We start from the raw sequence: 23,973 nt of genomic DNA, 5'->3' as shown, positions 1-23,973 counted from the left end.
GAAGTCAGAACACCTCCACTGCCGAGAACCTCGGCAGGCCGGCGAGTGCCGGCTCCTCGCCCTCGACCACGGCCAGCACGGCCGCCGCGGCGAGGCCGGCTCGACGGCACAGTTCCACGGCCGCTTCCGCCACGCCCGTGCAGCCGGGGCGGGCCAGGATCGGAACGACGTGGCCGGGCCGGGTGAGGTCGGTCCACGTCGTGGTCCGGACCGCGAGGGTTCGCGCGGTCAGGGCACGGTCGTGGGCGGAGATGCCCGTGGTGGTGCCGCCGGCGGCGTCCACGGAGACGGCGAACGGCGGGCAGTCGGTGTCGTCGGCGGGGAGCAGCGGGATGCGCAGGGCGCGCAGCCGCTCGCGCGGGAGGGCGACGCAGGCGAAACCGCTGGTATAGCGGATGAGGAAGGCCATCGACGCGGTGGTCACCAGCTCGGCCGAGAGGACCAGGCAGTCGTCGAGCAGCACCGGTTCGCCGCGGCCCAGGGCCGCGAGCGCTCCGACGTCCAGATCGGCGGCGAGGCTCATCAGCCCAGGTAGTCCGTGATCGCGGCGAGGGTGTCGTCCGGGTACTCCAGGAGCATGGCGTGGCCTCCGCGCGGCAGGACCCGTAGCGAAGCGTTCGGCAGCAGCGAAGCCATTTCCACGGACTGCGACACAGGCGTCAGGACGTCTTCGGCGCCGGCCAGCACGAGGGTTGGGGTCAGAGCCGAAGGCAGGTCCGGGCGGGAGTCGTAGCCGCGCAGGCCCGCGGCTTGCGCTTCGAAGCCCTCCAGCGACGTCGGGTACGGGTCGTCCGCCGCCAGTTTCGCCTGGGCGGCAAGGGTTTCGTGGTCCGACAACACGCGGGCGGTGAAGGCCCAGGCCATGCCGATCACGCCGACAGCCAGCGGGTCCACGTCGGCACGGCGGAGGGCGAGGCCGGCGTCGAGCCAGGCGTGCTGGATGGGTGTGTACGACGGGAAACCGTTGAGCAGCACGGCTTTCGACAGGATCGAACCGTGGTGGATCAGCATCGACTGCAGCACCGACGCGCCGAGTGACCAGCCCACGGCGGCGACCGGACCGAAGTCCAGGAACTGCACCAGCGCGGCCGCGTCGTCGGCCAGCATGTCCACCGCGTACGGACCCGGGGGCACCGCGCTGCGGCCGACGCCCCGGTTGTCGAAGGTGATCACGGTGAACCGGCGGCTCAGTTCGGGCACCGCGCCCGCCCACGCGCTCGAGTTGGCGCCGAGGCCGGCGATGAGCAGCAGCGGCGGGCCTTCGCCTGCGGTGTCGTAGTGGAGGGTCACGCCGTTCACGGTCGCTGTCGCCAAGGGGCACCGTCCTCTCGAAGACACGAGCATCCGGCCGCGTCGGGTCGCGCGACAACGGGAGGATGTACACGAGCCGCACATCGGACGTGGGTGAACGCACACACACTGCGCCATCCAGCGGCTTTTGGTCGACGGGGCCTCACATCTGTGGTCAAGATGTCAACAGGCACCGAGGAGACGAGATGGACACCAACGGCGGTGTGACCACCACGGAACGGGACCTGGCCAGGCTGCTGCACCTGCTCGCCGACGAAACCGGCGCGACGGGCGAGTTCGACCGGCTCGGCGAGGACCTGGCGGGCGAGGGTGATGGGGAGCTCGTCGCCCTCACACTGACCAGGGCCGCGCGCATCCGCGGGCTGCTCGCCGACCGCAAGCGCCGCGAGCGGGAGATGCAGGCGCTGCTGGACACGGCCAGTGACCTCGCCTCGGTGAGGGAGGTGGACGCCGCGCTCGACGCGATCGTCGCCCGCGCGCGACGGTTGCTCGGCACAGACGCGGCGTACATGGCGCTCGTCGATCCGGAGACGGGTGACGCGTACATGCGCGTCACGCTAGGCACGATCACGCGGCCCATCGAATCGCTGCGCCAGCCGCCCGGCTACGGCGTCGGCGGCTGGGTCGCGCAGGAAGGCCGCCCGTTCGCCACCGCCAACTACCTGCGCGACGACCGGATCCGCCGCAAGCACTCCGTCGCGTCGGCCGTGGCGGAGGACGGGATCGTGAGCATCCTCGGCGTCCCGATGCGCGTAGGTGCGGAAGTGATCGGCGTTCTGTTCGGAGCCAACCGCGACGAGCGAACATTCGCACAATCCGAGATCGATCTGCTGGGCTCGCTCGCGGATCACGCAGCGATCGTGTTGGAAAACGCACGCCTCTTCGCAGCCACGAAAGCGACCGCCGAAGAGCTGACCGTCGCCAACCACCAGCTCGCCCGCCACAACAAAGCCCTCGAACAGGCAGCGACGGCCCACGAACAGCTGATGGCGATGGTCCTGCGCCGCGCCGACTTGGCCGAGCTGGTGGCCGCCGTCGCGGAGACGCTCGACGGTGCCGTCCTCGCGGCCGAGCCCGACGGAACACCGCTGGCGAAGGCCGGTCCGGCTGAATTGCTGGATCGGCTGCCAGACCTACCACCTGACGACCCCGGGGCCACCCGCGCACGGGATGTACGTCCGAGCGCACGGAGGGTGCCTTCGCGCGCCACCGAACCCGGCAGGACACCCCCGGCGAACGCCGATCCCGCGGAGCCGTTGGACAGGCTGCCAGACCTGCCGCCCGACGACCCCGGGCCCACCCGCGCACGGGAACTACGACCAAGCGCACGGAGGGTGCCTTCGCGCGCCACCGAACCCGGCAGGACACCCCCGGCGAACGCCGATCCCGCGGAGCCGTTGGACAGGCCGCCGGACCTGCCACCCAACAGCCCCGGCCCCGCCCGCACACGGGACCCCCGACCAAGCGCGGGGAGGGCGCCTTCGCGCACCAACCAACCCGGCAGGACACCCCCGGCGAACGCCAGTCCCGCGGAGCTGCCGGACCTGCCAGCCGACAGCCCCAGCACCGCCCGCGCACAGGACCCCCGACCAAGCGTCCGAAGGGTGCCTTCGCGCACCAACCAACCCGACGGGATGCCCCTGGCGAACGCCGATCGGCTGGAACCGTCACAGCCGGAATCCGCGCCCCTCCACCGCCGCGGCCAGGGCGCGCGCTTGACCGCGCCCGCCGTCAAAGCCGACGACAAAGCCGACGACAAAGCCGACGGTACACCGCCGACGAACATCGGATCTCCGGAACCGCCCCGGACGGAATCCGCACCCGGCGAAGACCGGAGCCGGAACGCGCGGACGACGCCCGTGCGCGCCGCCGAAGTCGGCTGGGCGCCGGTGGTGGAGACCAGCGTGCCGAAGCCGGCCGCCCAGCCGCCTGCCGAGCCGGGAACCGGCCGGGTCCGCGAGCGGGACCGCAACGCGCGGAAGGGGACCGTACTCGCCGCGGAAGCCGTTGGAATGCCCCTGATGGAGAACGGCCTGATGGAGAACGGCCTGGCGGATCCGGCTGAGCCGTCGGGGGAACCCGCAACCGAGCGGGGCCGGCGCGCGACCGGGCGCGCCGACGAGCCCGACCAGACCGGCGAGCCCAATGAACTCGAGAAGGCCGGGCTGCCTGAGCGTCAGGCCAACGAGCCCGATGAACCCGCCAAGGCCGGGCCGTCTGAGTGGTCGGCCGGCGAACCCGGGCCCGGGCGGGTGCGGGACTTGGGCCGGCGCGCCTGGACGGTGCCCGTGCGGGCCGGCAGTGAGACGTTCGGGCATCTGGTGTTCGCGGGGCGGGTTGAGCCGTTGGACACCGACAAGCGGATCCTCGAGCGGTCGGCGCAGACGGCGGCCCTGTTGTTGCTGGTCGAACGTCAGATGTCCGCTGCCGAACAGCAGGTGCGCGGGCAGGTGGTGGATGAGTTACTTGCCGAACGTGAGCCGGATTGGGTGGCGTTGCGCAGGCGCGCGAAGGTGTCCGGCGCGATCGACTTTTCCGTGCGGCAGACGGTTCTCGTGTTGTCCGCGACAGGCACCACGAGGAGACGTCTGCTGAGAGCCGCCGCCGATTACGTGCGGGCGCACGGCGGTGTGGCGACCGAGCACGGAGGGCACGTCGTGTTGCTGGTGCCTTGCACCGACGCGACGGCAGCCGTGCGATCTGCGAGAAAGCACCTCGAGCGCGCGACCGGCGGCACCGTCACCGCCGGTGTGGCGGGACCCGCCGCGACCGCGCCCGTCGTGCGGAGCCTGCACCGGGAAGCCGAGCGCTGCCACCGGTTGCTCGTCGCGCTCGGGCGAGCGGGCACCGCCGCCAGCCTGGCGGACCTCGGTGTGCTCGGCCTGGTGCTCGACGGCGCCTCGCGCGAACACGTCCGCCGGCTCGTCAAGGACAGCGCGGGCCCGATCCTGGCCTACGACACCGAACACGGCTCCCTGCTCGCCGAAACCCTCGACGGCTACTTCGCCGCCGGCGAGAACCCGCGCGCCGCCGCGCGCCGGCTGCAGGTGCACGCCAACACCGTCTACCAGCGCCTCGACCGCGTCGACCAAGTGCTCGGGCATCGCCGTTGGCGTGAGCCCGCGGGCGCGCTCACGCTGCGCATCGCCCTGCAACTCCGGCGCGTAATCGACCAGATCCCGGTGGTGTCATGACAGCGGAAGCGCTCATCACGTCCACAATAGACACTCCGGCCGAAGTCCTCGCCCACCTCACCTTCCTGCTCGCCGAAGAGGCGCCTGCCACTGATTTCGAAACCGTCGAGGCACACGTCCGGCAGCTTCCCGAAGGAGACCGGAAGAACCTTTTGCGGCAAGCGATCGCGGACGCACGCACCGTCCGCGGCATCCTCGCTCGCAGGGCGCAGCGCGAACGCGAAACCCAAGCCCTGTACGAAACCGCGCGCGACCTGACCTCGCTGCGAGACGTCGACGAGGTGCTCAGCGCCATCGTCGAACGCGTCCGCCGCCTGCTGGCCACCGACTCCACCTACATCGCCCTCATCGACGACGACACCGGCGACGCCTACATGCGCGTCACCTCGGGCACGGTCACCGCGCCGATCCGCTCGGTGCGCCAACGGCCCGGCTCAGGCGTCGGCGGCCGCGTGATCGCGACCGGACGTCCGTTCGCCACCACCAATTACCTCACCGACCCGCGCATCTGCCGCGAAACGCAGGTGGCGAGCGCCGTCGGGGAAGACGGCGTGGTGAGCATCGCCGGTGTGCCGATGAAACTGGGACATCGGGTGATCGGTGCGTTGTTCGCAGCCGATCGTCACGAGCGAACATTCGATCAACAAGACATCGCTTTGTTGACCTCGCTCGCGCACCACGCGTCGGTGGTGATCGACAACGCGCGGCTGTTCGGCCAGCTCGGCAGCTCCACCGAAGAGCTGCGTGAAACCCACGCGCAAATGTCCGAACAACGCCACGCGCTCGAGCTCGCCGGCACCGCCCACGAGCTCCTGATGCCGCTCGCACTCGCAGGCGCCGACCTCGGCGAAGTGGCCGACACGATGGCGCGGCTGCTCGACGGCACCGTCGCCCTCGAGACGGGCACCGACCGCGTCGCCGCCACCGCGCCCGGCGGGATCCCGGTCGAGGCCGTGTTCCGCACCGGCACCGTCGTCCCGCTGCGCGCCGGCGGCGAGACGCACGGGCGGCTGTACTTCGGCCGAACCCAGCCGTTGACCGAAACCGAACTCGGCACCCTCGAACGCGCGGCACAAACCGCGACACTCCTGGTACTTCTCGAACGCCAGACGGCAACAGTCGAACAAGACCTGCGCCACGAGCTGGTGGAAGACCTCCTCGGCGAACGCGAACCCGACTGGGACTCCATCACGCGGCGTGCGAAAAGGTTCACCGTCCTGGTGGAAAACGAACCTCACGTGATCGTGGTGGTATCAGGAGATGCGCCAGAACTCACCACCGCAGCCGAATGCGCCGCCGGCCGGCGCGGCGGCCTCGCGAGCGAAGTGGACGGTCACCTCGTCCTGATCCTTCCCGGGTGCGACGCCGGCGCCATCGCCCGGGCCGTCGCGGCCGAGCTCGACGCGAGCACCCCCGTCACCGCCGGAGCCGCCGGCCCGGCCCACGACCTCCCGGCGCTGCGCACCACCCACCACCAAGCCCTGCGCTGCCACCGCCTTTTACTTGCCCTCGGCCGAAAAGGCAGCGGCGCCGGCCTCGACGAGCTGGGCGTCGTCGGCGTAGTCCTCGACAACGTCGGCCCCGACCAACTACACCGCGTCGTCCGCCGGGCCCTGGGACCGCTGCTCGACTACGACGCCGAACACCGCTCGTCCCTGCTGGCCACCCTCGAGTGCTACTTCGACCGCGGCCAGAGCCCACCCGCCGCGGCCCGCGCGCTCGGCATCCACGTCAACACGCTCTACCAGCGCCTCGAACGCATCGACCACGTGCTCGACGGGGCCGCCTGGCGCGACCCCGAAAACACCCTCGACCTGCAGGTCGCCCTGCAGCTCTACCGACTCATGCCGGGCCCCGCCGCGCCCGCTCCCGCAGCACGAACTTCTGCACCTTCCCCGTCGACGTCTTCGGCAGCTCACCGAACTGCACCGACTTCGGCGCCTTGAACCGCGCCAGCCTCGACCGAACGTGGGCCACGATCTCCTCCTCCGTCGCCGACGAGCCCGCGTGCAGCGTCACGTACGCCGCCGGCACCTCGCCCCAGTGCTCGTGCGGCGCGGCGACCACCGCGACCTCCAGCACGGCCGGGTGGTCCGCGATCGCCTGCTCCACCTCGACGGACGCGATGTTCTCGCCACCGGAGATGATCACGTCCTTGCTGCGGTCGCGCAGTTCCACATACCCGTCGGGATGCAGAACACCCAGGTCACCGGTGCGGAACCACCCGTCGGGCGCCGCCGCACGCGTGGCCTCGGGGTCTTTGAAGTAGCCGAGCATCACGTTGTTGCCCCGCAACGCGATCTCGCCGACTGTCACTCCGTCGGCGGGCACGTCCACCCCGTCGGCGCCGACCACCCGTACGACGCAGGCGATCATGTTCCCCACGCCCTGCCGTGCCTTCATCCGTGACTGCGCCGCCGCGTCGAGCCCGTTCCACTCCGGACGCCAGTCGCAGATCATCGCCGGTCCGAAGGTTTCCGTGAGTCCGTACAGGTGCGTCACGTCGAACCCCAGCTCACCCATGCGCCGCAGGATCGCCGGCGACGGTGGGGCGCCACCGGTCGCCACGCGCACCGCCGGAGTGACCGGTGCGGCTTCTTGTGCGTAAGCCAACATCGACAACACCGTGGGCGCCCCGTTGAGGTGGGTGACGCCCTCCTCGCGGATCAGCCGCCACACCTCGGCGGGCTCGACCTTCGGCAGGCACACGTGTGTCGCCGCGGCCGCCGTGACGGCCCAGGGGAAACACCAGCCGTTGCAGTGGAACATCGGCAGTGTCCACAAATGCACAGAAGATGGTGACAATCCCACGTGCCCCACCATCGCCAACGCCTGCAAGTACGCGCCGCGGTGGTGGTACACCACGCCTTTCGGCCGACCGGTGGTGCCGGACGTGTAGTTGATCGACAGCACGGCCCGCTCGTCGTCGGGCGTCAACGCCAGCGGGACAGCGGCCGCGAGCAACGCCTCGTACTCGTCCCCGGACCGGATCCGCCGCACCCCGCTGACGCTTGACAGCACCTCGTCCACCAGCGGGTCGAACACCGGATCGTGCACCAGCACCGAAGCCTCGGAATGCTCGAGGATGTACGCGACCTCGCGCGCCGACAGCCGCGTGTTCACCGCTACCAGCGGCACTCCCGCCCACGGCACACCGAAGTTGGCCTCCAGCAACACGTGCGTGTTCGGCGCGAGCACCGCCACCGGACGCCCACCGGCCAACGGCGCCAGCGCCCCCGCCAGCCGACGACACCGGTCGTGCAGCTGCGCGTACGTCCATCGAGAAGCGCCGTCCACCACCGCGGCCCGAGACCCGTGCGCCGCCGCCGCGCGGTCCAGATAGGACAGTGGCGTCAGCGGCTCGAACGAGAGCTCCATCAGGCGACCCGCGCCGCGGCGACGAGACCCGCGAACCGCACCACCTCGTCGGCCACCAGGTGCAGCTGCTGCACCACACGCGGCTGGTCACAGGCACCGTCGGCGAACTGCGTCTCCAGCGAGTTCACCACCGCGCCGTACGGCGTGACCCAGCCACGCAACGCGTGCACCACCGAGCGCAACGCACCCAGCGTCGTCACCCCCGCCTGCCACCCGTGCGCCGCCACGACCAGCCCGACCGCCCGGTCGGCGAGGTAGGACAACGGGTCCTCGCGCATGTCCTCCACGTAGTCCAGAGCGTTCTTGACCAGCCCCGACATCGACCCGTGGTAGCCGGGCGAGGCGATGATCACCCCGTCGGCCCGGCGCAGGTGGTCGACGAGCTCGCGCGCCACCGCACCGCCGTCGCCGCCCGGCGCATACATCGGCAGCTGGGCCAACGAAGCCCCGGCGAACGCGTGCGTGGTCGCGCCCAGCTCTTGCGCGTGCCGCAACGCGATCCGCAGCGACTGCTCACTCGACGATCCGGGGCGCACAGTGCCCCCAAGGCCCACGACGTGCAGCTGTCCAGCTCGTTCCACGACCCACCACCCGTCACTCGCGCTGACTTGCCCATCTCATCGTCAGCGGGAGCCGGGCGCCGCGGCAATGGGAATCCGCACATGCCGCGGGCCGGCAGCGCGCACGAACTTCCGTTGTCGCACCCGCGTGCCACAGGTCACAGTCGAGCGCATGGTCATGGCACTGGAGAACAAGATCGCCGTCGTCACGGGCGGCGCGAGCGGCATCGGCCGGGCCACCGCGGTGCGCTTCGCGCGCGAGGGCGCACACGTGGTGATCGGCGACGTGCAAGATGCGAGCGAAACCTTACGACTGGTGGAAGAGATCGGCCAAAAGGCTGTGTACAAACGAACAGACACCACCAGCGAAGCCGACTGCGACGCCCTCGTCGCCGCGGCGGTGGCCGAGTTCGGCCGGGTCGACGTCGGCGTGGCGGCCGCGGGCATCGCGACCGCTGCGGGGATGAGCACCGTCGAGACCCGCGCGCAGAACGGCGACGCGACGCACGTGGTGAACCTGGCGACGGAGGCGTTCCGGCGGGTCCTGGACGTCAACGTGCTGGGCGTGATGATGACCGACCGCGCGCTCGCCCGGCAGATGCTCGAACAGGGTGACGGGGGTTCGATCATCAACATCGCCTCGAGCGCGGCGAAGATCCCGCTCGCCGGCGCCGCGCCCTACTGCACGTCGAAAGCCGGCGTCTGGATGCTCACCAAGGTCCTCGGACTCGAGCTCGCCACCACCGGCGTCCGCGTGAACGCCGTGGGCCCCGGCTACACGGCCACGCCGATGATCGCCGGGATCAAAGACAACGAGGCAGCCTACTCCTCGGCGATGCGCATCACGCCGATGAACCGCCTCGGCACCGCCGACGAGCAGGCGAACGCGGTGCTGTGGCTCGCGTCCGCCGAATCGTCGTTCGTCACCGGCCAGATGCTGCACCCGGCGGGCGGCCAGTTCACCGATTGAGGAATGGAGGTTCCCGCATGACAACGCTGGACATCGCAGGCATCGGGCGGTTCGAGGTCGACCTCTGGGAGGACGGCAGCGGGTCGCCCCTGCTGTACCTGCACGGATACGAGCGCCACCCCGGCGGCGCCGGCTTCCTGAAGCGGCTCGCCGAGTCCCGGCGGGTGCTCGCGCCCGAGCTGCCGGGCTACGGCAAGTCGACCGGGTTCGAGCACTTCACCGACGTGCTCGACGTCGCGCTGTTCCACCGCGAACTGGTCCGTTCCTGGGGGCTGGAGCAGGTGGACGTTGTCGGGCACTCGCTCGGCGGGATGTTCGCAGCCGAACTCGCCGTGATCGCTCCCCAACTCGTACGGCGGCTCGTGCTGGTGGATCCGTTCGGAATCTGGCTCGACGACCAGCCTTCGCTCGACCCGTTCGGCGCGGCCGCCGACGTGAAGGCCGCCAAGTGGCACGCCGGTCCGCCCGAGCAGGAGCCGACGAACTTCGTGCCCGACCCCGAAGACCCCCACGCGGGGATCCTGTTCTCCGCCGGCAACCTCGGCTCGGCCACGAAGTTCATGTGGCCCATCGCCGACCGAGGCCTGCGGCGCCGGCTGCCGCTGATCTCCGCGCCGACGCTCGTGGTCAACGGCGCGTCCGACGGCCTCGTCACCACCGCGTACGCCGAGGAGTTCGCGCGACTCGTGCCCGACGCCAAGGTCACCGTGATCGACGAGGCCGGGCACTACCCGATGGTCGAGCAGGAAGACGAGTTCGTGTCCGTGGTCACCGCTTTCCTGGATTCCTGAGAGGACGTCGAAATGGGCAGGGTAGACGACAAGGTCGCGCTGGTCACCGGGGGCGCGGCGGGCATCGGCCGCGAGACCGCGTACACGCTCGCGCGGGAAGGCGCGACCGTGGTGGTCGCGGACATCAACGAGGACGGCGCCAAGCTGGTGGCCGAGAAGATCGGTGACACGGCGAGCGCCGTGCGGTTCGACGCCACCGACCAGCAGTCCATTGAGGACATGGTTGCCACGGTGATCGAGCGCCACGGCCGCGTGGACGTGATCCACAACAACGCCGCGCTCGTGGGTCCTGACGCGTGGTTCGGCGACACCACGGTGATCGACACCGACATCGCGCTGTGGGACCGGGCGTTCGCCACGAACGTGCGGAGCATCTTCCTGGTGTGCAAATTCGCACTTCCGCACCTGGTCGCGGCCGGCCGAGGCGGTTCGATTGTGAACATGGCGTCGATCGGCGGGTTGCGCGGCAGCGCCGGACTCACGGCGTACGGCACCACCAAGGCGGCCGTCGTCGGGCTGACGCGGTACATCGCGGCGCAGCACGGACGTCAGGGCATCCGCTGCAACGCGATCGCCCCGGGTGTGATCCAGACCCAGCAGCTGCTCGACGCCGTGCCCGATCTCCCGGAGAAGTCGCTGGCCGGCACCGCGTCACCGCGTGCCGGGCTGCCGTCGGACATTGCGAACATGGTGCTGTACCTGGCTTCCGACGAGTCGGCGTTCGTCAACGGCGAGACCTACCGCGTCGACGGCGGATCCATGGCAGCGGGCTGAACCCCCAACTCCTTCGAAAGGCAGGTACGCACGTGAAGTTCCACTGGTTCGCGCAGCAGTACTACACCAAGCTTCCCGACGACTACGGCCGCACCGTGCACAGCTCATGGGTCACGCCGCCGGCGTCGGTGGCCGACCCGTCGCAGGTGCACGAGGATTACCACACCTACCTGCGCCTGATGCAACAGGCCGACGGCCTCGGCTGGGACTCCCTGTTGTTGAACGAACACCACCAAACATCACTCGCGATGACACCGTCGCCCAACTTGATCGCCGCCATCCTCGCCGGGACCACGCAGAACTCCGCGATCGCGCTGTGCGGCAACTCGCTGGCGCTGTACAACCCGCCAGTGCGAGTGGCCGAGGAGATCGCGATGCTCGACACCATCTCCGGTGGCCGCATCATCGCCGGCATGGTGTTCGGCACCCCGATGGACACGGCCTTCTCCTACGGCGTGCCGCCCATCGAGCTCCGCGACCGCTTCCACGAAGCCCGGGACCTCATAACCCGCGCGTGGAAGGCCGAGGAACCGTTCCCCTTCAACGGGAAGTACACCAAGCTGCGCTACGTCAACACGTGGCCGCGGCCGGTGCAGGACGAGATACCCGTGTGGATCCCGGGCAGCGGCAGCGTGGAGACGTGGGACGTGGTCAACGCCTTCAACTACTGCTACGGCTACCTCTCCTTCAGCGGCAAGCAGAGCGCCGAGCCGATCGTGAAGGGCTTCTGGGACTACACCGAGCAGCAGGGCGCCGACATGAACCCGAACCGCATGGCGTTCACGCAGATCATCTGCTGCGCCGACAGCGACGCCGAGGCCGAGCGGCTCTACGGCGACGCCGTGAAGTACTTCTACCGCCAAAACCCCACAGCGCTGGAATTCGCGACACCGCCGGGCTACAACTCGCTGCCGTCGATCCGGGCCAACCTCACGCGGGCGCGCACGATGTCCAATGAGGAACGCATGAAGGCTCAGAACGGCGAACTGTCCTTCTGGGAGTACGACGAGCTGGGCTACATCATCGCCGGCACGCCGGAGCGGGTGGAGCAGCGCGTGCGCGACCTTGTGACGGACCTGCGGATCGGCCAGCTCATCACGTGCATGCACGTGGGCAACCTGCCCGAAGAGGTCGCGGCGATGAACAACCAGCTGTTCGGCACGCAGGTGATCCCGAAGCTGCGGGACATCTGGGCCGGCCTCGAGGACCGCTGGACGCCCAAGGTGAGCCAGCAGCGGATCGCGGAACGCTTCCCCTCCGCGGTCACCGCGGGCTGAACCGCCGAAGGGGCTTCCCCCGCAGTGCGGGGAAGCCCCTTCTTCAGCTCGTGTGCGTCAGGACACCGGATCGGTGGTCCGGGCCGTCAGCGTCGGCTCGAGGTCACCCGCCACGGCCTGGTGCACTCGTACCTCTTTGGACAGAAGGACCGGAATGATGGCCACGGCGAACAGGATCGCACCGACGATCCAGATCGTGTCGAGCTGGCCGCGGCCCGACACCGAAGTGTCGATCCACTTCCCGCTCTGGTCGGTGATCACCCAGCCGACCGCGACCTGCATGGCCGCCGACGCGCCGTTGAGCGTGCCGGTGACCTCCGGCCGGGCGATGCCGGACCAGTAGCTGTTGACCGTACCCCAGAACATCGGATCGCAGAGGAAGGCGAAGGCCCCGATGAAGAACCCCCACAGGACCCACGTCGAATCGTGCAGCAGCACACCCATCAGGAAGCCGACCGCGCCACAGGCCGGGCCGAGGACCAGCCACGGCCGCGTGCGGCCGCCGAAGAACCGGGACACCAGTGTTCCGTTGATGAGTCCGAAGAGGACCGGGACGATCGCGATGAGCGGGCTGACCCAGGCCACCGTGTCGGGGTTGACTTTGTCGAGGGTGATCAGGCCGTAGGGCAGCCACGGCCCCGAAAGCCACGTCGGGGTCGTCGCCAGTGCGGTCGCGATGATCATCGTGAGGATGCTGCGGTTCTTCAGCGCTCGCAGCAGTTCACCGAAGCTCAGCTTCTCGCGGACCTCGACCCCGCGATGTTCGGCGTGGATGCTCGCGATCTCCGCAGGCGTGATCCCGCGCAGCTTCTCGGGTTTGTTGGCGGTGAACAGAACCAGCATCACCAGCGCCGGCACACCCAGCGCCGCCACCACGATGAACGCGTCCCGCCAAGACAGGTGGTTCGCCAGCGGCAGTGCGATCGCCGGCGCGAGCACACCGGCGATGAGGGTCGAGCTCATCCACGTCGACGTCGCCCTGGCGCCGAGTGCGCCCGGGAACCACACGGAAAGGAGCCGTTGTGAAGGGGCCCAGGAGAATCCGAAGAAGACGCCGAAGATCAGGTTCCGCCACCACATCTCGTTGTAGGTGTGGACGAACGCCATCGTCGCCGAGAGCACCGTGACGCCGGAGATGCAGATGATGAGCATCTGCTTGGCGCCGAGGCGGTCGGCGAGGATGCCGGCGAGCAGGAGCAGGGGGAAGTACCCCAGCAGGTAGCTCGCCGTGACGCTCGAGATCTGGCTCGGCGAAAGGTGCAGGTCGGTGGACCAGAACGGGTTGAGCAGGCTGAACTTCGCGCTGTCCAGCCAGACCACGAAGTTGACGATCAGGATACTCGCGAGCATGAGCCCGCGTTTGCCCGTGAAGAGCTTGGGGCGGGTTACCGGTGCGGGGAACGACATGACAGACCCTCCGGACACAGGGGTGCGGATGCAGGTGGTGGATAGGGAGGCGGAACAGGTGCCTCAGCCGAAGTACTCCCGACCGACTAGTCGGTTCGAGACAGCTTGCGCCCGGGTCCAGAGTGTGTCAAGCGCCACTTCGGAGCTTCTCGATTCAGGATAAAGTTCTTGTGCAGCAACGCGTTTCTTGATCTTTCGGAATTCACCCGTGCGGCGCAACGCGTGGTTATCGTTGGTCGATGTCCAGGATCTGGTGCGGTGCCTGGGTTCTCGCCCCGAGCACAAAGGACCTTCTTTTGCGTTGGGCCGGGGCGGTTTCCGATACCGGTTTTCCGAGGTAAATCCACTTAGGAGGCTGTTGTGCGCGTGGTCACTTGGCAGGCGGTTGAAACCCTGTCCCTCGACGAGGTCGACGCACCGGTGTGCGGACCGTCCGATGTGGTCTTGTCCGTGGGGGCGTGCGGGATCTGCGGTTCGGATGTGCACTCCTACACCGAGGGCGTGTGGATCGCGCCCGGCGTGCCGCTCGGGCACGAGTACGCGGGGACGGTGACCGCGGTGGGGTCTGCCGTGGCCGGCTTGCGCGTCGGCGACCGGGTCGCGGTGAATCCGGCGGCGCCGTGCGGGTCTTGTCCGCGGTGTTCGGAAGGTCGGCAGAACCTGTGTTCTGAAGGGTCCGGTCATTCCGGTGGGTTCGGGGACCAGGTGCTGGTGCGGAACGCCGTGGTGGGGCAGCACTTGTTCGTGCTTCCTGGCGACTTTCCGTTGGAGGAGGCTTGTTTTCTGGAGCCGCTTTCGGTGGCCGTGCGGGCCGTGCACCACGCCGCGCCGCCGTTGGACGAGCCGATCGTGGTGTTCGGCCTGGGAACAATCGGACAATGCGTGGTGCAAGTCCTCCGCGCGGCGGGCGCCCGTGATGTGATCGTGGTGGATACTTCACATCGGCGCCTGGCGGCCGCCGTTTCCGCAGGGGCGCACGAAGCGTTGAACCCCTCGTCGGACGATGTGGGCGCATCCCTGTTCGCCTCGCGCGGCACGACTTCGTCGCCCTACCAACCTCGTTCGGGTGCGATCGGGGCAGTGTTCGAATGCTCGGGTGCTGCTCCTGTGCTGCCGCTGGCGTTCTCCCTGGCCCGGTCCGCCGCGCCGATCGCCGCGATCGCGCTCGCGGCTCACCCGCTGAGCATCCCGGTCGACGACCTGGTGCAGAAGGAGCTCCGCCTGCTCGGCAGCTTCGCCTACACCCCGCGCGATTGCCAGGAGGCGTTCGACCTGCTCGTGTCGCGACGAGTGGACGTCCGGCCGCTCATCTCGCACCGCTTCGCGCTGGCGGACATCACGGCGGCGTTCGAGGCGCAGCGGGATACAGGGGCGTCGATCAAGGTGGTGGTGTCACCGTGACGTCTGGTCAGCAAGGTCGACTTCATTTCAGCGATGGCGAGCGAGCTCATCGAGATCTTGGATGAGCTTCGCAGCGACGAATACGACCTTCACCTGGCCATGCAGCTGTCTTGACGTGCCCCTCCTCGACGTGATCGACACCACAAGCGACAATGGAGGACGTGACCGCCACCTTGAGCAAGCCCGCCCTGCAGATCGGCCCCTACCAGGTCGACCCGCCGGTCGTGTTGGCGCCGATGGCGGGGATCACGAACGTCGCGTTCCGGCAGTTGTGCGCGGAGTACGGGGCGGGCATCTACGTGTGCGAGATGATCACCGCGCGGGCCGTCGTGGAGCGGCACCCCGGGACGATGCACATGATGACCTTCGGCGAGCACGAGAAGCCCAGGTCGATGCAGCTTTACGGCGTGGATCCGAAGACGATGCGCGAGGCCGTGAAGATCATCACCGGCGAGGGGCTCGCGGACCACATCGACTCGAACTTCGGGTGTCCCGTCGCGAAGGTGACTCGCAAGGGCGGCGGGGCGGCCCTGCCGTTCAAGCGGAAGCTGTTCGCGGACATCGTGCGCGAATCGGCCGCGGCGGCGGCCGAGGCCGGGGTGCCGTTCACGGTCAAGTTCCGTGTGGGCATCGACGACGACCACCGCACGTTCCTCGACGCCGGGCGTATCGCCGAGGCCGAGGGCGCGGCGGCGGTCAGCCTGCACGCGCGCACGGCCGCGCAGCGCTACTCCGGCCAGGCCGACTGGTCGAAGATCGCCGAGCTCAAGCACGCCGTGACCAGCATTCCCGTGCTGGGCAACGGTGACATCTTCTCCGCCGCCGACGCGCTGCGCATGGTCGACGAGACCGGCTGCGACGGTGTGGTCGTCGGGCGCGGGTGCCTCGGGCGGCCGTGGCTGTTTGGGGAGCTGGAGGCGGCGTTCGCGGGGCGCGAGATCCCGGCCGGGCCCAACCTGGGCGAGGTCGCGCGGGTGTTGCGCCGGCACGCGGAGCTGCTGGTGGCGCACGACGGGGCGACCAAGGCGCTGCGTGATCTGCGCAAGCACATGGCGTGGTACTTCATGGGCTTCCCCGTGGGGTCCGAGCTGCGGCGCGGGTTCGCGATGGTGTCGAGCCTCGACGAGCTCGACGACCTCATCGCCCGGCTCGACTTCGACGCGCCGTTCCCGGAGAACGCCGATGGTCCCCGGGGGCGCCAGGGCTCGCCGGGCAAGGTGACGCTGCCGCACGGTTGGCTGAACGACCCGGATGACGACTGTGTGCCTGAGGCTGAGGACATGCATTCGGGCGGGTGAGCCTGGTTGTGGTTTTGGGTTTTGGCTTCACCGGCCGATGTTGGTCGCTGGCGGAATTCGAACACGGCGCGTCGCACAATTCGCGGGCGGCGAGGATATTCGCACTTCACTGAGCTGATCATGATGCTGGAAACCACGTGTCGAGTGCGAGTTGCAACGACTCGCTGTCCCCTTCTGCCCAGGCGATGACGCCGTCGGGGCGGAGGAGGCGCGGGCCGATGTTGGTCACTGGGAGGATTTCAACACGGTTTGTCGCATAACTCGCGAAAGCTTGTGTCTCGGGTGTGAGCAGGAGCAGGCCACGGCCGGAGCGCAGGTGTTCGTGCAGTCTGGAGTGGACGCCGTGGTCGTCGATGAGGTCCAAGTCGGGCGAGTGGAGGCCGACGGGTTCGGTGCCGGGGTACGGCAGCTCGTACCGATGGTCCACACCGGACAGTAGAGCGCTGAAATACCGGTTCACCGCGGGGATTTCCATGAGTTCGCTGACGATGTCGCGCAGCGCGTCGACGTGGGGGCCGGGGGCCAAGAGGGCCGACTGCGCGCGGGTGTTGTGCAGGACGGCCGCCGCGGCGGGGTGGCGTTCGCGGGTGTAGGTGTCCAGGAGTGACTCGGGCGCGGCGCCGCGGGAGACGGCGGCGAGTTTCCAGCCCAGGTTCATCGCGTCGAGCAGGCCGAGGTTCAGGCCTTGGCCGCCGCTGGGCGAGTGGACGTGGGCGGCGTCGCCGGCCAGCAGGACTCGGCCGTGGCGGTAGGTGTCGGCTTGGCGGGCCTGGTCGGTGAAGTCGCGGGGTTCGCGGAGATCGTCGATGGTGACGTCGGCGCCGGTGACCCGATGGATGGCGGCGGCCAGCTCAGCGGCGGTGACCGGGCCACGGTTGTCGGCCCGGGTGCCCGGGATGGCCGGGCGGTCTTCGCCGGCTGAATTGGCCGAGGTCACCGGCGCGGCGTCACTCGGCACGGTCGCTGGTGTGAACCGAGTGCTTCCGGCCAGGACGACCGGAGCGCCCGGGCGACCATCGTCGTGCGACGTGCCTGAGATGGCTAGGCCCCCGTCGGCAGCAAGGGTGGACGGGCGGCCATCGCCAACCGTGGCGACTGGTGCAGCGGCGCTGGCCGGGGCCGCGGAGGGGCAGTCACCGGTCGAGGTGGCGGAGGTGATCAGACCGGCACCGGCCGCCAGGGTGGCGGACGGGTGAGTGTCGCCGACCGGAACCGCTGGGGCAACGGCGCTGGTCGGCGTTAACGGGGGGCCGCCGCCGGTCGAAACCGCGGAGGTGACCAGACCACCGCCCGCAGCCGGCGTGGTGGACGGGCGGCCATCGCTGGCCGGGGTGACCGGGGTGGTGGTGCCGGACGGCGCGGCTGACGCGACCGTGGCCGAGCCGGCGAGTTCCGTGACGCCGGCGAGGGAGCCGCCGTGGAGGAAGGTGCCGGTGGGGTAGCGGCCGGAGGCTGGGGCGGGGCCGCTGAAGGTGACGGCGCCGGCGATGGTGCGCAGGAGGGGTGGCGTGCCGGGGAAGGCGAAGGGTGTGAGTTTTCGGACGCGGCTGTGTGCGCCGTCGCACCCGATTAGGTAACGGGCGCACAGGCGATGTTCGCCGGTGGACGTGTGAGTGAGGACGGTGACGCTGTCGGTACCGGATTCCAGGGCGACGACGTCGTGGCCGCGGAGGATCCGGGCGCCGAGGGACTCGGCGTGGGTGGTGAGGAGGCGTTCCAGGTCGGGCTGCCAAATGCGGGTGCCGTGGCGGTGGGGGTCTGGCGCGAGTTTGTGGATGTTCGCGAAGTGGCCCAGCTCGGTGCCGTGGTCGCGGGTGAAGTCGCGGGCGCCGTCGGGGTCCGCGGCGGACAGGTGGGGGCCGAGGCCGCGGCGCCGGAGGGCTTCGGTGGCCAGGGGGCCGATGCCGCGGGCCTTGCGATCACGCGAGGGTTCGGTGAGGCGTTCCAGCACCACGGCGCGGCCGCCGCCCAGCTGGACCTCGGCGGCGAGGAGGAGGCCGACGGGGCCGGCTCCGACGATGATGACGTCTGCGTCCACGAGAAATCTCCTTAACTTGTTAAGTGCTACTCTGCACCTGAACTAGTTAAGGAGTCAAGGAGCATGCCGATCGACGTGCCGGACGCGGTGCGCACCGCGTTGGCCCAGCTAGAGCAGGACGGGCTCGACAAGCTCACCGTCCGGCGGCTCGCCGGCGAGCTCGGCGTCAAGGCGCCGGCGCTGTACTGGCACTTCAGCAGCAAACGCGCGCTGCTCGACCACATGACCGATGCGATCGTCGAGCCGGTCCTCGGCCGGCTGCCGGAAAAGACCGTGCACTGGCTCGAGTGGCTGGAGGAAGCGGGTAAAGCGCTGCACACCGCGCTTCTCGGCCACCGCGACGGGCCCAGCATCGCGATCGGCGCCGACCTGAGTGTGGCCCGATCGCTGGGTGAGTTCGCGGAGCGCGCCGTCGAGATCTTGCACCGGGCGGGGTTCCCGCTCGCCGACGCGACGCGCGCGGCGGGGGTGTTCGTCCACTTCGTGCTCGGCCGCGCGGTCGAGGACCAGACCAGGCCCGACGAAACCGTGCAGATTCCGTTTCCCTTGATGGCGCAAGGCTTACGCGACCGCCAAGCTGCCGGGGCCACCCCAGCGGACGACTTCCGCTACGCGCTCGGCGTCGTCCTCGCCGGGCTGAACGCCACCCGCCCCGCGGCCCCCTGAGTCGCCCCGGCGACTGCGCTCGGTGCGACTCCCGACACGACCTTCGGGAGCTCGAGCGCGATGTCGCCGAACGCCGCTGGTGCCGATGCGAACGCTTCCGTGGGCGTCGACCACAACCGGGCCTCCGTGGCACGCGTGTACAACTACCCGCTGGGCGGCAGCGACAACTACGAGATCGACCGCAAGACCGGCCGGCAGATGGCCGCCGCGCTGCCGGACGTGGTCGAGGTCGCCAAGGAGAACCGCGCGTTCATCCGCGCCATGCGGTTCATCGCCAAGCAGACCGACGTCACCCCGCGCTCGATCCTCGACAACGAGACCGTGCGCACCCATCTCGACTGGCACCAGCCGATCGCGCTCTCGCAGGTCGCGACGCTGCACCACCACAAGGGCGAGCGCAGCGCGCGGGCCGAGGTGATGCGCGAGTACATCGACGCCCTGCCGCGCGGGTCCTCCGTGATCATTTCCCACCCGCTCGACCCGGAGTCCGAGGACACCGCGGTGATGCGCGAACTCGAACAGGCCGTCGCGCGCGGCTCGCCGGGTGGCGCGACGTGGCGCACGCGCACCGAGATCGAGGAGCTGTTCGACGGGCTGGAGATGGTTGAGCCCGGCATCACCGAACTCGTGCACCGGTGGTCGGACGGCCCGCAGCTCAAGCCCTCACGGTCGCCCACCGGATCATCGCCGGCGGAATCGGGCGCAAGCTCTGAGCTGCAGTTTCCCGTGTTCTCCACAAGCTGTCCCCAGGTTGTCCACAGGGGGTTGTGGATAAACAGCGAAAGGCCACCCCGGAGGTCGGAGTGGCCTTTTTCGCGAGCGGGGAAGGATCAGGCGGCCGCACCGATCAGCACCGACTGCACCTGACCGAAGCCGAGGGCGGCGAGGTCGGCGACGTCGTGGGTGACGACCAGCGACTTGCCCGTCAGGTTCGGGCCGGTGTAGAGCGTCAAGGTGCCGGAGACGAACTGGATCGAGCCGGTGGCCGGGATGTTGATGTTGACCTTGTCGCCGACATTGCCGTTGATGCCCTGCGAGCCCTGCGGCTCGGAGAAGTTCTTGCCCGAGTCGATGATCGCGCTGGCACCGGCGACGGGCGGCTTCGCAGGGGCGTTGTCACCGATGAAGATGGACTGGACGTGGGCGAAACCGGCGCCGAAGGTGGCCGGGATGTCGGCGACGCTGTCGGTGAGGACCGCGGCGTCGCCGGTCTTGCAGTCCGCGCCGGTCCACAGGGTCATCGTGTCGCCGAAGCTCTGCAGCGAGCCGGTGGCGGGGATGTTGACGGTGACGCACTCGCCGCCGTTGCCGCCGATACCCTGGGAGCCCTGCGGTTCCGAGAAGTTGATGCCCGAGTCGAGGATGCCGCTCGCCCCGGAGGCGGCGGGTGAAGCGGAGGCGATGCCGGCACCGCCGAGCACCGCGCCGGCGACGGCACCGAAGGCGGCCAGGGAGAGAACAGTCTTGCGCAGCATGGGATTCTCCAGAACCTTGTCGGGTTTCCCGGCTCCGCACCTCGGTGCCGGACACCCGCAGACACGGGTCCCATCCGGTGAACGGTTCACGACCTTGGTGTGACGGCGACCACATCATACCGTGAAGGCAAGGCAGGGCAACGTACTTGCCCGGAAGAATCCCCAGCAGAACGATCCACTGTGGACAGACATGGTTCGGCCCCGTCGTCCCGAGAGGAACGACGGGGCCGAGAAATGCGCCTGGTACTCAGTTCTCGAGCTGCTGCGGCTCGCCACCGACAGTGATCTTGCGCGGCTGGGCCTTCTCGGCCACCGGGATGCGCAGGGTCAGCACACCGTCGACGTACTCCGCGGCGACACGGTCGGTGTCGAGGGTGTCACCGAGGACGAGGCGGCGCGAAACCTTGCCGCGCGAACGCTCGGAGACCTGCACGCGGGCGTCCTCACCGAAGGCGGCAGCGCGCTCGGCCTTCACGGTCAGCACGTTGCGCTCCACGCTCACGTCGATCGACTCGCGAGCCACGCCCGGGAGGTCGAACTGCACGACGTACTCGTCTCCGTCGCGGTAGGCGTCCATCGGCATCGTGCGCGGTGAGCTGGTGGGCTGGCCGGCGAAGAACTGCTGGGTCAGGCGGTCGAACTGGGCGAACGGGTCGGTCCGGATCAACATCTGCGTTCCTCCTTCAGGTGGCCTCGATCAGCTCCTGGACGGCTGACCGGACCTTACGAAGTTGACAACGGACAACTCAACTTAGTTGTTCCCGATAGACGCACATCACAGCCGAGAGTTGCCAGACGGACACGACCAGGTGTACAGGTGTACAGGTGTGAACATGTACACGGGTGGAAAGAAGCAGAAGCTCGTCGGTGAGCTCGCCGAGCTCATCCACTCGGGCCGGCTCGCCCATGGTGACCAGTTGCCGGGTGAGCACCAGCTCGCCGAGCGGTACCAGGTCAGCCGTGGGACTGTGCGCAACGCGCTGGTGGAATTGCAACATCAAGCGCTCATTTCCACCCACGCCGGCGTCGGGTCGTTCGTGACGTTCGACGGGGTCACGCTCGACCAGCGCGTCGGCTGGGCCCGCGCGCTCGCCGACTCCGGCGCGCCCGTGACCACCGAACTGCTCGGCATCACGGAGGTCCAGGACGCCGAGCTCACCCGCCGGTTCACCACGCCGAAGTTCGTGCGCGTGAAACGGCTGCGCCGCGACGAGACCGGCCGTGGCGTCTCGCTCGAAGAAGCCACTCTCCCACCCGTCGGGTCGCTGGCCGAGCTGCGCCTGGTCGACAGCTCCATCACGGCGACCCTGCGCGAAGCCGGCGTGGAGCCCGTCGGGGGCGACCAGTGGATCACCGCACAGCCGCTCGACGCCACTTCTGCCGCGCTGCTCGGCCGCCCCGCCGGCGAGCTGTTCCTCAAGGCCACGCGCACGTCGCTCGACGCGGATTCCCGGCTCGTCGAGCACGTCGTGAGCCTGCTCGATCCCACGCGCTTCAGCTTCCACCTCTCCTTCGGCCGACGATGAGCCCCCGAGACCGCGCGCTCGCCGCGTTGACCGGACTGGCCGTGGGTGACGCGCTCGGCATGCCGACGCAGTCGATGTGCCGCGCCGAGATCCGCGCCGCGTACGGGAAGATCGACGGCTTCCGCGACGCGATCGCCGGGCAGCCCATCGCACCCGGCCTGCCCGCGGGCACGATCACCGACGACACCGAGCAGGCCCTGCTGCTCGCACGCCTGCTCGTGGCCGGCGGCGGCCACGTCGAGCCGCGCGTGTTCGCCGACGCGTTGCTGGCCTGGGAAGCCGACATGATCCGCCGCGGTTCAGCCGATCTACTCGGGCCGTCGACGAAAAAAGCGTTGTCACTGCTGGAAAACGGCGTCCCGCCGGAAGAGGCCGGCCGCGGCGGCACGACCAACGGCGCCGCCATGCGCGTGACCCCGGTCGGCATCGCCACACCGGTTGACGACCTGGCGACGCTCGTCGACGCCGTGGCCGAGACCGCGCGCGTCACGCACAACACCTCGCTCGGCCTCGCGGCCGCGGCCGCTGTCGCCGCAGCGGTGTCGGCGGGTGTGGACGGCGCGAACCGCATGGACGCCTTCGACCTGGCCGAACGTGCGGCCGCCCTCGGCGCGACGCGAGGCCACTGGAGCGCGGGCGGCAGCGTCGCCGCGCGCATCCACTGGGCGCGAGACTGGGTGCGGGGCCTGCGGCGCACCGAGCTGGACGACGCCGTGGCCGACGTGATCGGCACTTCCGTGGCCGCGCAGGAGTCGGTGGTCGCCGCGTTCGCGCTGGCCGAGGTGCTCGACCCGGCCGACGCGCTGACGACGGCCGCGAGGCTGGGCGGCGACACCGACACCGTCGCCGCGATCTGCGGGGCGCTACTCGGCGCGTGCGGCGAAGAGATCCCGGCCGAGCTGGCCCAAACCGTGGTCAGAGTGAACGGTCTCGACCTCGGTCCGCTCGTCGACGGTCTCGTCACCGTGCGCAGGACCATCCCGTGAGCCGGTTGATCCACACGGGACAGGTCGTCGTCGACCTCGTCCTCACCGTGCCGCGGTTGCCGGCACCAGGCGGCGACGTGCTGGCGACGTCCACGAACCTGCTGCCCGGCGGCGGGTTCAACGTCATGGCCGCGGCCGCACGCGCGGGCGCCGAGGTCGTCTACGCCGGCACGCACGGCACCGGCGGCTTCGGCGACCTCGTGCGCGCCGCGCTGGAGATCGAGGGCATCACGGTCGCGCAGGAGCCCACGGTCAGCGGCGACACCGGCGTCGTCGTGGCGCTCGTGGACCCCTCCGGCGAGCGGACGTTCGCCACCGGCACCGGCGCCGAGGGCCGGCTGCGCGCCGACCAGCTCGCGCGTGTCGCCGCCGCGCCCGACGACCTCGTGTACGTCACCGGTTACAGCCTCCTGCACGCCGCCAACCGCGACGCCCTGCTGCGCTGGCTGCCGGACCTGCCGGGATCGCGGGTGCTGTTCGACCCCGGTTCGCTGGTGTCCGAACTGGACTCACGCGCGCTGAGCACCCTGTTGTCCACAGTAGACACCCTCAGCTGCAATGCCCGCGAGGCCGAGTCGCTCGACGTCACCGCGCTCGCCGAGAGTACGACCGTGATCGTCCGCGACGGCCCCGCCGGCTGCACGATCCACCACGGCGGCGAGACCGCCCGGATCGACGGCTTCCCCGTCACCGCGGTCGACACGAACGGTGCCGGTGACAGCCACTGCGGCGTCCTGGCCGCGGAGCTCCTGCGTGGAGCGGACCTGCCGAACGCAGCACGCCGCGCCAACGCCGCCGCGGCGATGTCCGTAACCCGACACGGACCCGCCACCGCACCAACGCGTGCGGAACTGAACGAATTCTGGCGGAATATTGACGACGACACGGGCGACTTCTACCGTCGCACCGAGCAAATATGAT

Annotated in this window: 21 protein-coding genes; 13 read left to right on the top strand and 8 right to left on the bottom strand. The window is 69.6% G+C overall.

Going from position 1 to position 23,973, the window contains the following annotated elements:
• Window positions 1-4 precede the first annotated feature (4 nt).
• Together AB0383_RS10975 and AB0383_RS10970 are read right to left on the bottom strand one after the other, a co-directional pair.
• Complete coding sequence (locus AB0383_RS10975) at window positions 5-523, bottom strand: 3,4-dihydroxy-2-butanone-4-phosphate synthase (RefSeq protein WP_364170106.1); 519 nt, start codon at window positions 521-523, stop codon at window positions 5-7.
• Window positions 523-1,314 (bottom strand): alpha/beta hydrolase, encoded by a 792-nt coding sequence (locus AB0383_RS10970; RefSeq protein ID WP_366186640.1) that lies wholly within the window; start codon window positions 1,312-1,314, stop codon window positions 523-525. The genes AB0383_RS10975 and AB0383_RS10970 overlap by 1 nt, the downstream gene beginning before the upstream one ends.
• Before the next feature lie 182 nt (window positions 1,315-1,496).
• Here AB0383_RS10970 and AB0383_RS10965 point away from each other — a divergent pair, with 182 nt between their 5' ends.
• A complete protein-coding gene (locus AB0383_RS10965) occupies window positions 1,497-4,505 on the top strand; it encodes a GAF domain-containing protein (RefSeq protein WP_366186637.1) in 3,009 nt (1,002 codons plus the stop codon).
• Window positions 4,502-6,451, top strand: coding sequence for a GAF domain-containing protein (locus AB0383_RS10960; protein ID WP_366186635.1), 1,950 nt, complete (start codon window positions 4,502-4,504; stop codon window positions 6,449-6,451). Before AB0383_RS10965 ends, AB0383_RS10960 begins: the two co-directional genes overlap by 4 nt.
• Here the strand turns inward: AB0383_RS10960 and AB0383_RS10955 are convergent.
• Window positions 6,348-7,883 carry an AMP-binding protein gene (locus AB0383_RS10955; protein ID WP_366186633.1) on the bottom strand — a complete coding sequence of 512 codons (1,536 nt, stop codon included), beginning with the start codon at window positions 7,881-7,883 and terminating at the stop codon, window positions 6,348-6,350. The two genes, AB0383_RS10960 and AB0383_RS10955, sit on opposite strands and share 104 nt — an antisense overlap.
• Window positions 7,883-8,464 carry an NADPH-dependent FMN reductase gene (locus AB0383_RS10950; protein ID WP_354864886.1) on the bottom strand — a complete coding sequence of 194 codons (582 nt, stop codon included), beginning with the start codon at window positions 8,462-8,464 and terminating at the stop codon, window positions 7,883-7,885. Before AB0383_RS10950 ends, AB0383_RS10955 begins: the two co-directional genes overlap by 1 nt.
• 151 nt (window positions 8,465-8,615) lie before the next feature.
• Between AB0383_RS10950 and AB0383_RS10945 the strand changes: the two genes are divergently transcribed.
• Genes AB0383_RS10945 through AB0383_RS10930 form a run of 4 tightly spaced genes read left to right on the top strand, consistent with a single transcriptional unit; the run spans window position 8,616 to window position 12,255 of the window.
• On the top strand, window positions 8,616-9,413 hold the full coding sequence (locus AB0383_RS10945; RefSeq protein WP_366186631.1) for an SDR family oxidoreductase: 798 nt from the start codon (window positions 8,616-8,618) through the stop codon (window positions 9,411-9,413).
• Between the two features lie 17 nt (window positions 9,414-9,430).
• Entirely contained in the window at window positions 9,431-10,204 is a 774-nt protein-coding gene (locus AB0383_RS10940) for an alpha/beta hydrolase (RefSeq protein ID WP_364170093.1), read from the top strand.
• A gap of 12 nt (window positions 10,205-10,216) precedes the next feature.
• On the top strand, window positions 10,217-10,978 hold the full coding sequence (locus tag AB0383_RS10935; RefSeq protein WP_366186629.1) for an SDR family oxidoreductase: 762 nt from the start codon (window positions 10,217-10,219) through the stop codon (window positions 10,976-10,978).
• A 32-nt stretch (window positions 10,979-11,010) separates the two neighbouring features.
• Complete coding sequence (locus AB0383_RS10930) at window positions 11,011-12,255, top strand: LLM class flavin-dependent oxidoreductase (RefSeq protein WP_366186627.1); 1,245 nt, start codon at window positions 11,011-11,013, stop codon at window positions 12,253-12,255.
• A gap of 57 nt (window positions 12,256-12,312) precedes the next feature.
• Here AB0383_RS10930 and AB0383_RS10925 read toward each other — a convergent pair whose 3' ends face one another.
• The gene (locus AB0383_RS10925) at window positions 12,313-13,662 is read right to left on the bottom strand and encodes an MFS transporter (protein WP_366186625.1); all 1,350 of its coding nucleotides are present in this window, start codon (window positions 13,660-13,662) and stop codon (window positions 12,313-12,315) included.
• 360 nt (window positions 13,663-14,022) lie between these two features.
• Here AB0383_RS10925 and AB0383_RS10920 point away from each other — a divergent pair, with 360 nt between their 5' ends.
• A complete protein-coding gene (locus AB0383_RS10920; protein WP_366186623.1) occupies window positions 14,023-15,063 on the top strand; it encodes an alcohol dehydrogenase catalytic domain-containing protein in 1,041 nt (346 codons plus the stop codon).
• Between the two features lie 152 nt (window positions 15,064-15,215).
• Window positions 15,216-16,361 (top strand): tRNA dihydrouridine synthase DusB, encoded by a 1,146-nt coding sequence (gene dusB, locus AB0383_RS10915; protein WP_366186621.1) that lies wholly within the window; start codon window positions 15,216-15,218, stop codon window positions 16,359-16,361.
• Window positions 16,362-16,479: 118 nt separating this feature from the next.
• On the opposite strand, the gene AB0383_RS10910 is transcribed toward dusB, so the two are convergent.
• Window positions 16,480-18,399 carry an FAD-dependent monooxygenase gene (locus tag AB0383_RS10910; protein WP_366186619.1) on the bottom strand — a complete coding sequence of 640 codons (1,920 nt, stop codon included), beginning with the start codon at window positions 18,397-18,399 and terminating at the stop codon, window positions 16,480-16,482.
• 63 nt (window positions 18,400-18,462) lie between these two features.
• Between AB0383_RS10910 and AB0383_RS10905 the strand changes: the two genes are divergently transcribed.
• Together AB0383_RS10905 and AB0383_RS10900 are read left to right on the top strand one after the other, a co-directional pair.
• On the top strand, window positions 18,463-19,065 hold the full coding sequence (locus AB0383_RS10905; RefSeq protein WP_364170073.1) for a TetR/AcrR family transcriptional regulator C-terminal domain-containing protein: 603 nt from the start codon (window positions 18,463-18,465) through the stop codon (window positions 19,063-19,065).
• 60 nt (window positions 19,066-19,125) lie between these two features.
• The gene (locus tag AB0383_RS10900; RefSeq protein ID WP_364170070.1) at window positions 19,126-19,932 is read left to right on the top strand and encodes an SAM-dependent methyltransferase; all 807 of its coding nucleotides are present in this window, start codon (window positions 19,126-19,128) and stop codon (window positions 19,930-19,932) included.
• Here AB0383_RS10900 and AB0383_RS10895 read toward each other — a convergent pair.
• Both AB0383_RS10895 and AB0383_RS10890 read right to left on the bottom strand, forming a co-directional pair.
• On the bottom strand, window positions 19,896-20,540 hold the full coding sequence (locus tag AB0383_RS10895; RefSeq protein ID WP_366186616.1) for a hypothetical protein: 645 nt from the start codon (window positions 20,538-20,540) through the stop codon (window positions 19,896-19,898). The two genes, AB0383_RS10900 and AB0383_RS10895, sit on opposite strands and share 37 nt — an antisense overlap.
• Before the next feature lie 247 nt (window positions 20,541-20,787).
• A complete protein-coding gene (locus tag AB0383_RS10890) occupies window positions 20,788-21,210 on the bottom strand; it encodes an Hsp20/alpha crystallin family protein (protein ID WP_364170065.1) in 423 nt (140 codons plus the stop codon).
• A 163-nt stretch (window positions 21,211-21,373) separates the two neighbouring features.
• On the opposite strand from AB0383_RS10890, the gene AB0383_RS10885 reads away from it, so the two are divergent.
• Genes AB0383_RS10885 through AB0383_RS10875 form a run of 3 tightly spaced genes read left to right on the top strand, consistent with a single transcriptional unit; the run spans window position 21,374 to window position 23,972 of the window.
• Complete coding sequence (locus AB0383_RS10885) at window positions 21,374-22,066, top strand: GntR family transcriptional regulator (protein WP_364170062.1); 693 nt, start codon at window positions 21,374-21,376, stop codon at window positions 22,064-22,066.
• Window positions 22,063-23,052: an ADP-ribosylglycohydrolase family protein gene (locus AB0383_RS10880; protein ID WP_366186614.1), complete on the top strand. Its 990-nt coding sequence runs from the start codon at window positions 22,063-22,065 to the stop codon at window positions 23,050-23,052. Before AB0383_RS10885 ends, AB0383_RS10880 begins: the two co-directional genes overlap by 4 nt.
• Window positions 23,049-23,972, top strand: coding sequence for a PfkB family carbohydrate kinase (locus tag AB0383_RS10875; RefSeq protein ID WP_366186612.1), 924 nt, complete (start codon window positions 23,049-23,051; stop codon window positions 23,970-23,972). The genes AB0383_RS10880 and AB0383_RS10875 overlap by 4 nt, the downstream gene beginning before the upstream one ends.
• The last annotated feature ends 1 nt before the right edge of the window (window position 23,973 follow it).

Origin of the sequence: Amycolatopsis sp. NPDC051373 (assembly GCF_040689465.1) — a bacterium.
Classification (GTDB): domain Bacteria; phylum Actinomycetota; class Actinomycetes; order Mycobacteriales; family Pseudonocardiaceae; genus Amycolatopsis.
The sequence above is the reverse complement of the archived record's forward strand: the minus strand, read 5'-3'. Positions and strand labels throughout refer to the sequence as shown.

What these genes read in the sequence shown, in the direction of transcription:
- AB0383_RS10975 (WP_364170106.1), bottom strand. Translation starts at nt 523, where the DNA reads ATGAGCCTCGCCGCCGATCTGGACGTCGGAGCGCTCGCGGCCCTGGGC.
- AB0383_RS10925 (WP_366186625.1), bottom strand. Translation starts at nt 13,662, where the DNA reads ATGTCGTTCCCCGCACCGGTAACCCGCCCCAAGCTCTTCACGGGCAAA.
- AB0383_RS10885 (WP_364170062.1), top strand. Translation starts at nt 21,374, where the DNA reads ATGTACACGGGTGGAAAGAAGCAGAAGCTCGTCGGTGAGCTCGCCGAG.
- AB0383_RS10935 (WP_366186629.1), top strand. Translation starts at nt 10,217, where the DNA reads ATGGGCAGGGTAGACGACAAGGTCGCGCTGGTCACCGGGGGCGCGGCG.
- AB0383_RS10905 (WP_364170073.1), top strand. Translation starts at nt 18,463, where the DNA reads ATGCCGATCGACGTGCCGGACGCGGTGCGCACCGCGTTGGCCCAGCTA.
- AB0383_RS10945 (WP_366186631.1), top strand. Translation starts at nt 8,616, where the DNA reads ATGGTCATGGCACTGGAGAACAAGATCGCCGTCGTCACGGGCGGCGCG.
- AB0383_RS10940 (WP_364170093.1), top strand. Translation starts at nt 9,431, where the DNA reads ATGACAACGCTGGACATCGCAGGCATCGGGCGGTTCGAGGTCGACCTC.
- dusB (WP_366186621.1), top strand. Translation starts at nt 15,216, where the DNA reads ATGGAGGACGTGACCGCCACCTTGAGCAAGCCCGCCCTGCAGATCGGC.
- AB0383_RS10900 (WP_364170070.1), top strand. Translation starts at nt 19,126, where the DNA reads ATGTCGCCGAACGCCGCTGGTGCCGATGCGAACGCTTCCGTGGGCGTC.
- AB0383_RS10965 (WP_366186637.1), top strand. Translation starts at nt 1,497, where the DNA reads ATGGACACCAACGGCGGTGTGACCACCACGGAACGGGACCTGGCCAGG.
- AB0383_RS10880 (WP_366186614.1), top strand. Translation starts at nt 22,063, where the DNA reads ATGAGCCCCCGAGACCGCGCGCTCGCCGCGTTGACCGGACTGGCCGTG.
- AB0383_RS10955 (WP_366186633.1), bottom strand. Translation starts at nt 7,883, where the DNA reads ATGGAGCTCTCGTTCGAGCCGCTGACGCCACTGTCCTATCTGGACCGC.
- AB0383_RS10960 (WP_366186635.1), top strand. Translation starts at nt 4,502, where the DNA reads ATGACAGCGGAAGCGCTCATCACGTCCACAATAGACACTCCGGCCGAA.
- AB0383_RS10890 (WP_364170065.1), bottom strand. Translation starts at nt 21,210, where the DNA reads ATGTTGATCCGGACCGACCCGTTCGCCCAGTTCGACCGCCTGACCCAG.
- AB0383_RS10895 (WP_366186616.1), bottom strand. Translation starts at nt 20,540, where the DNA reads ATGCTGCGCAAGACTGTTCTCTCCCTGGCCGCCTTCGGTGCCGTCGCC.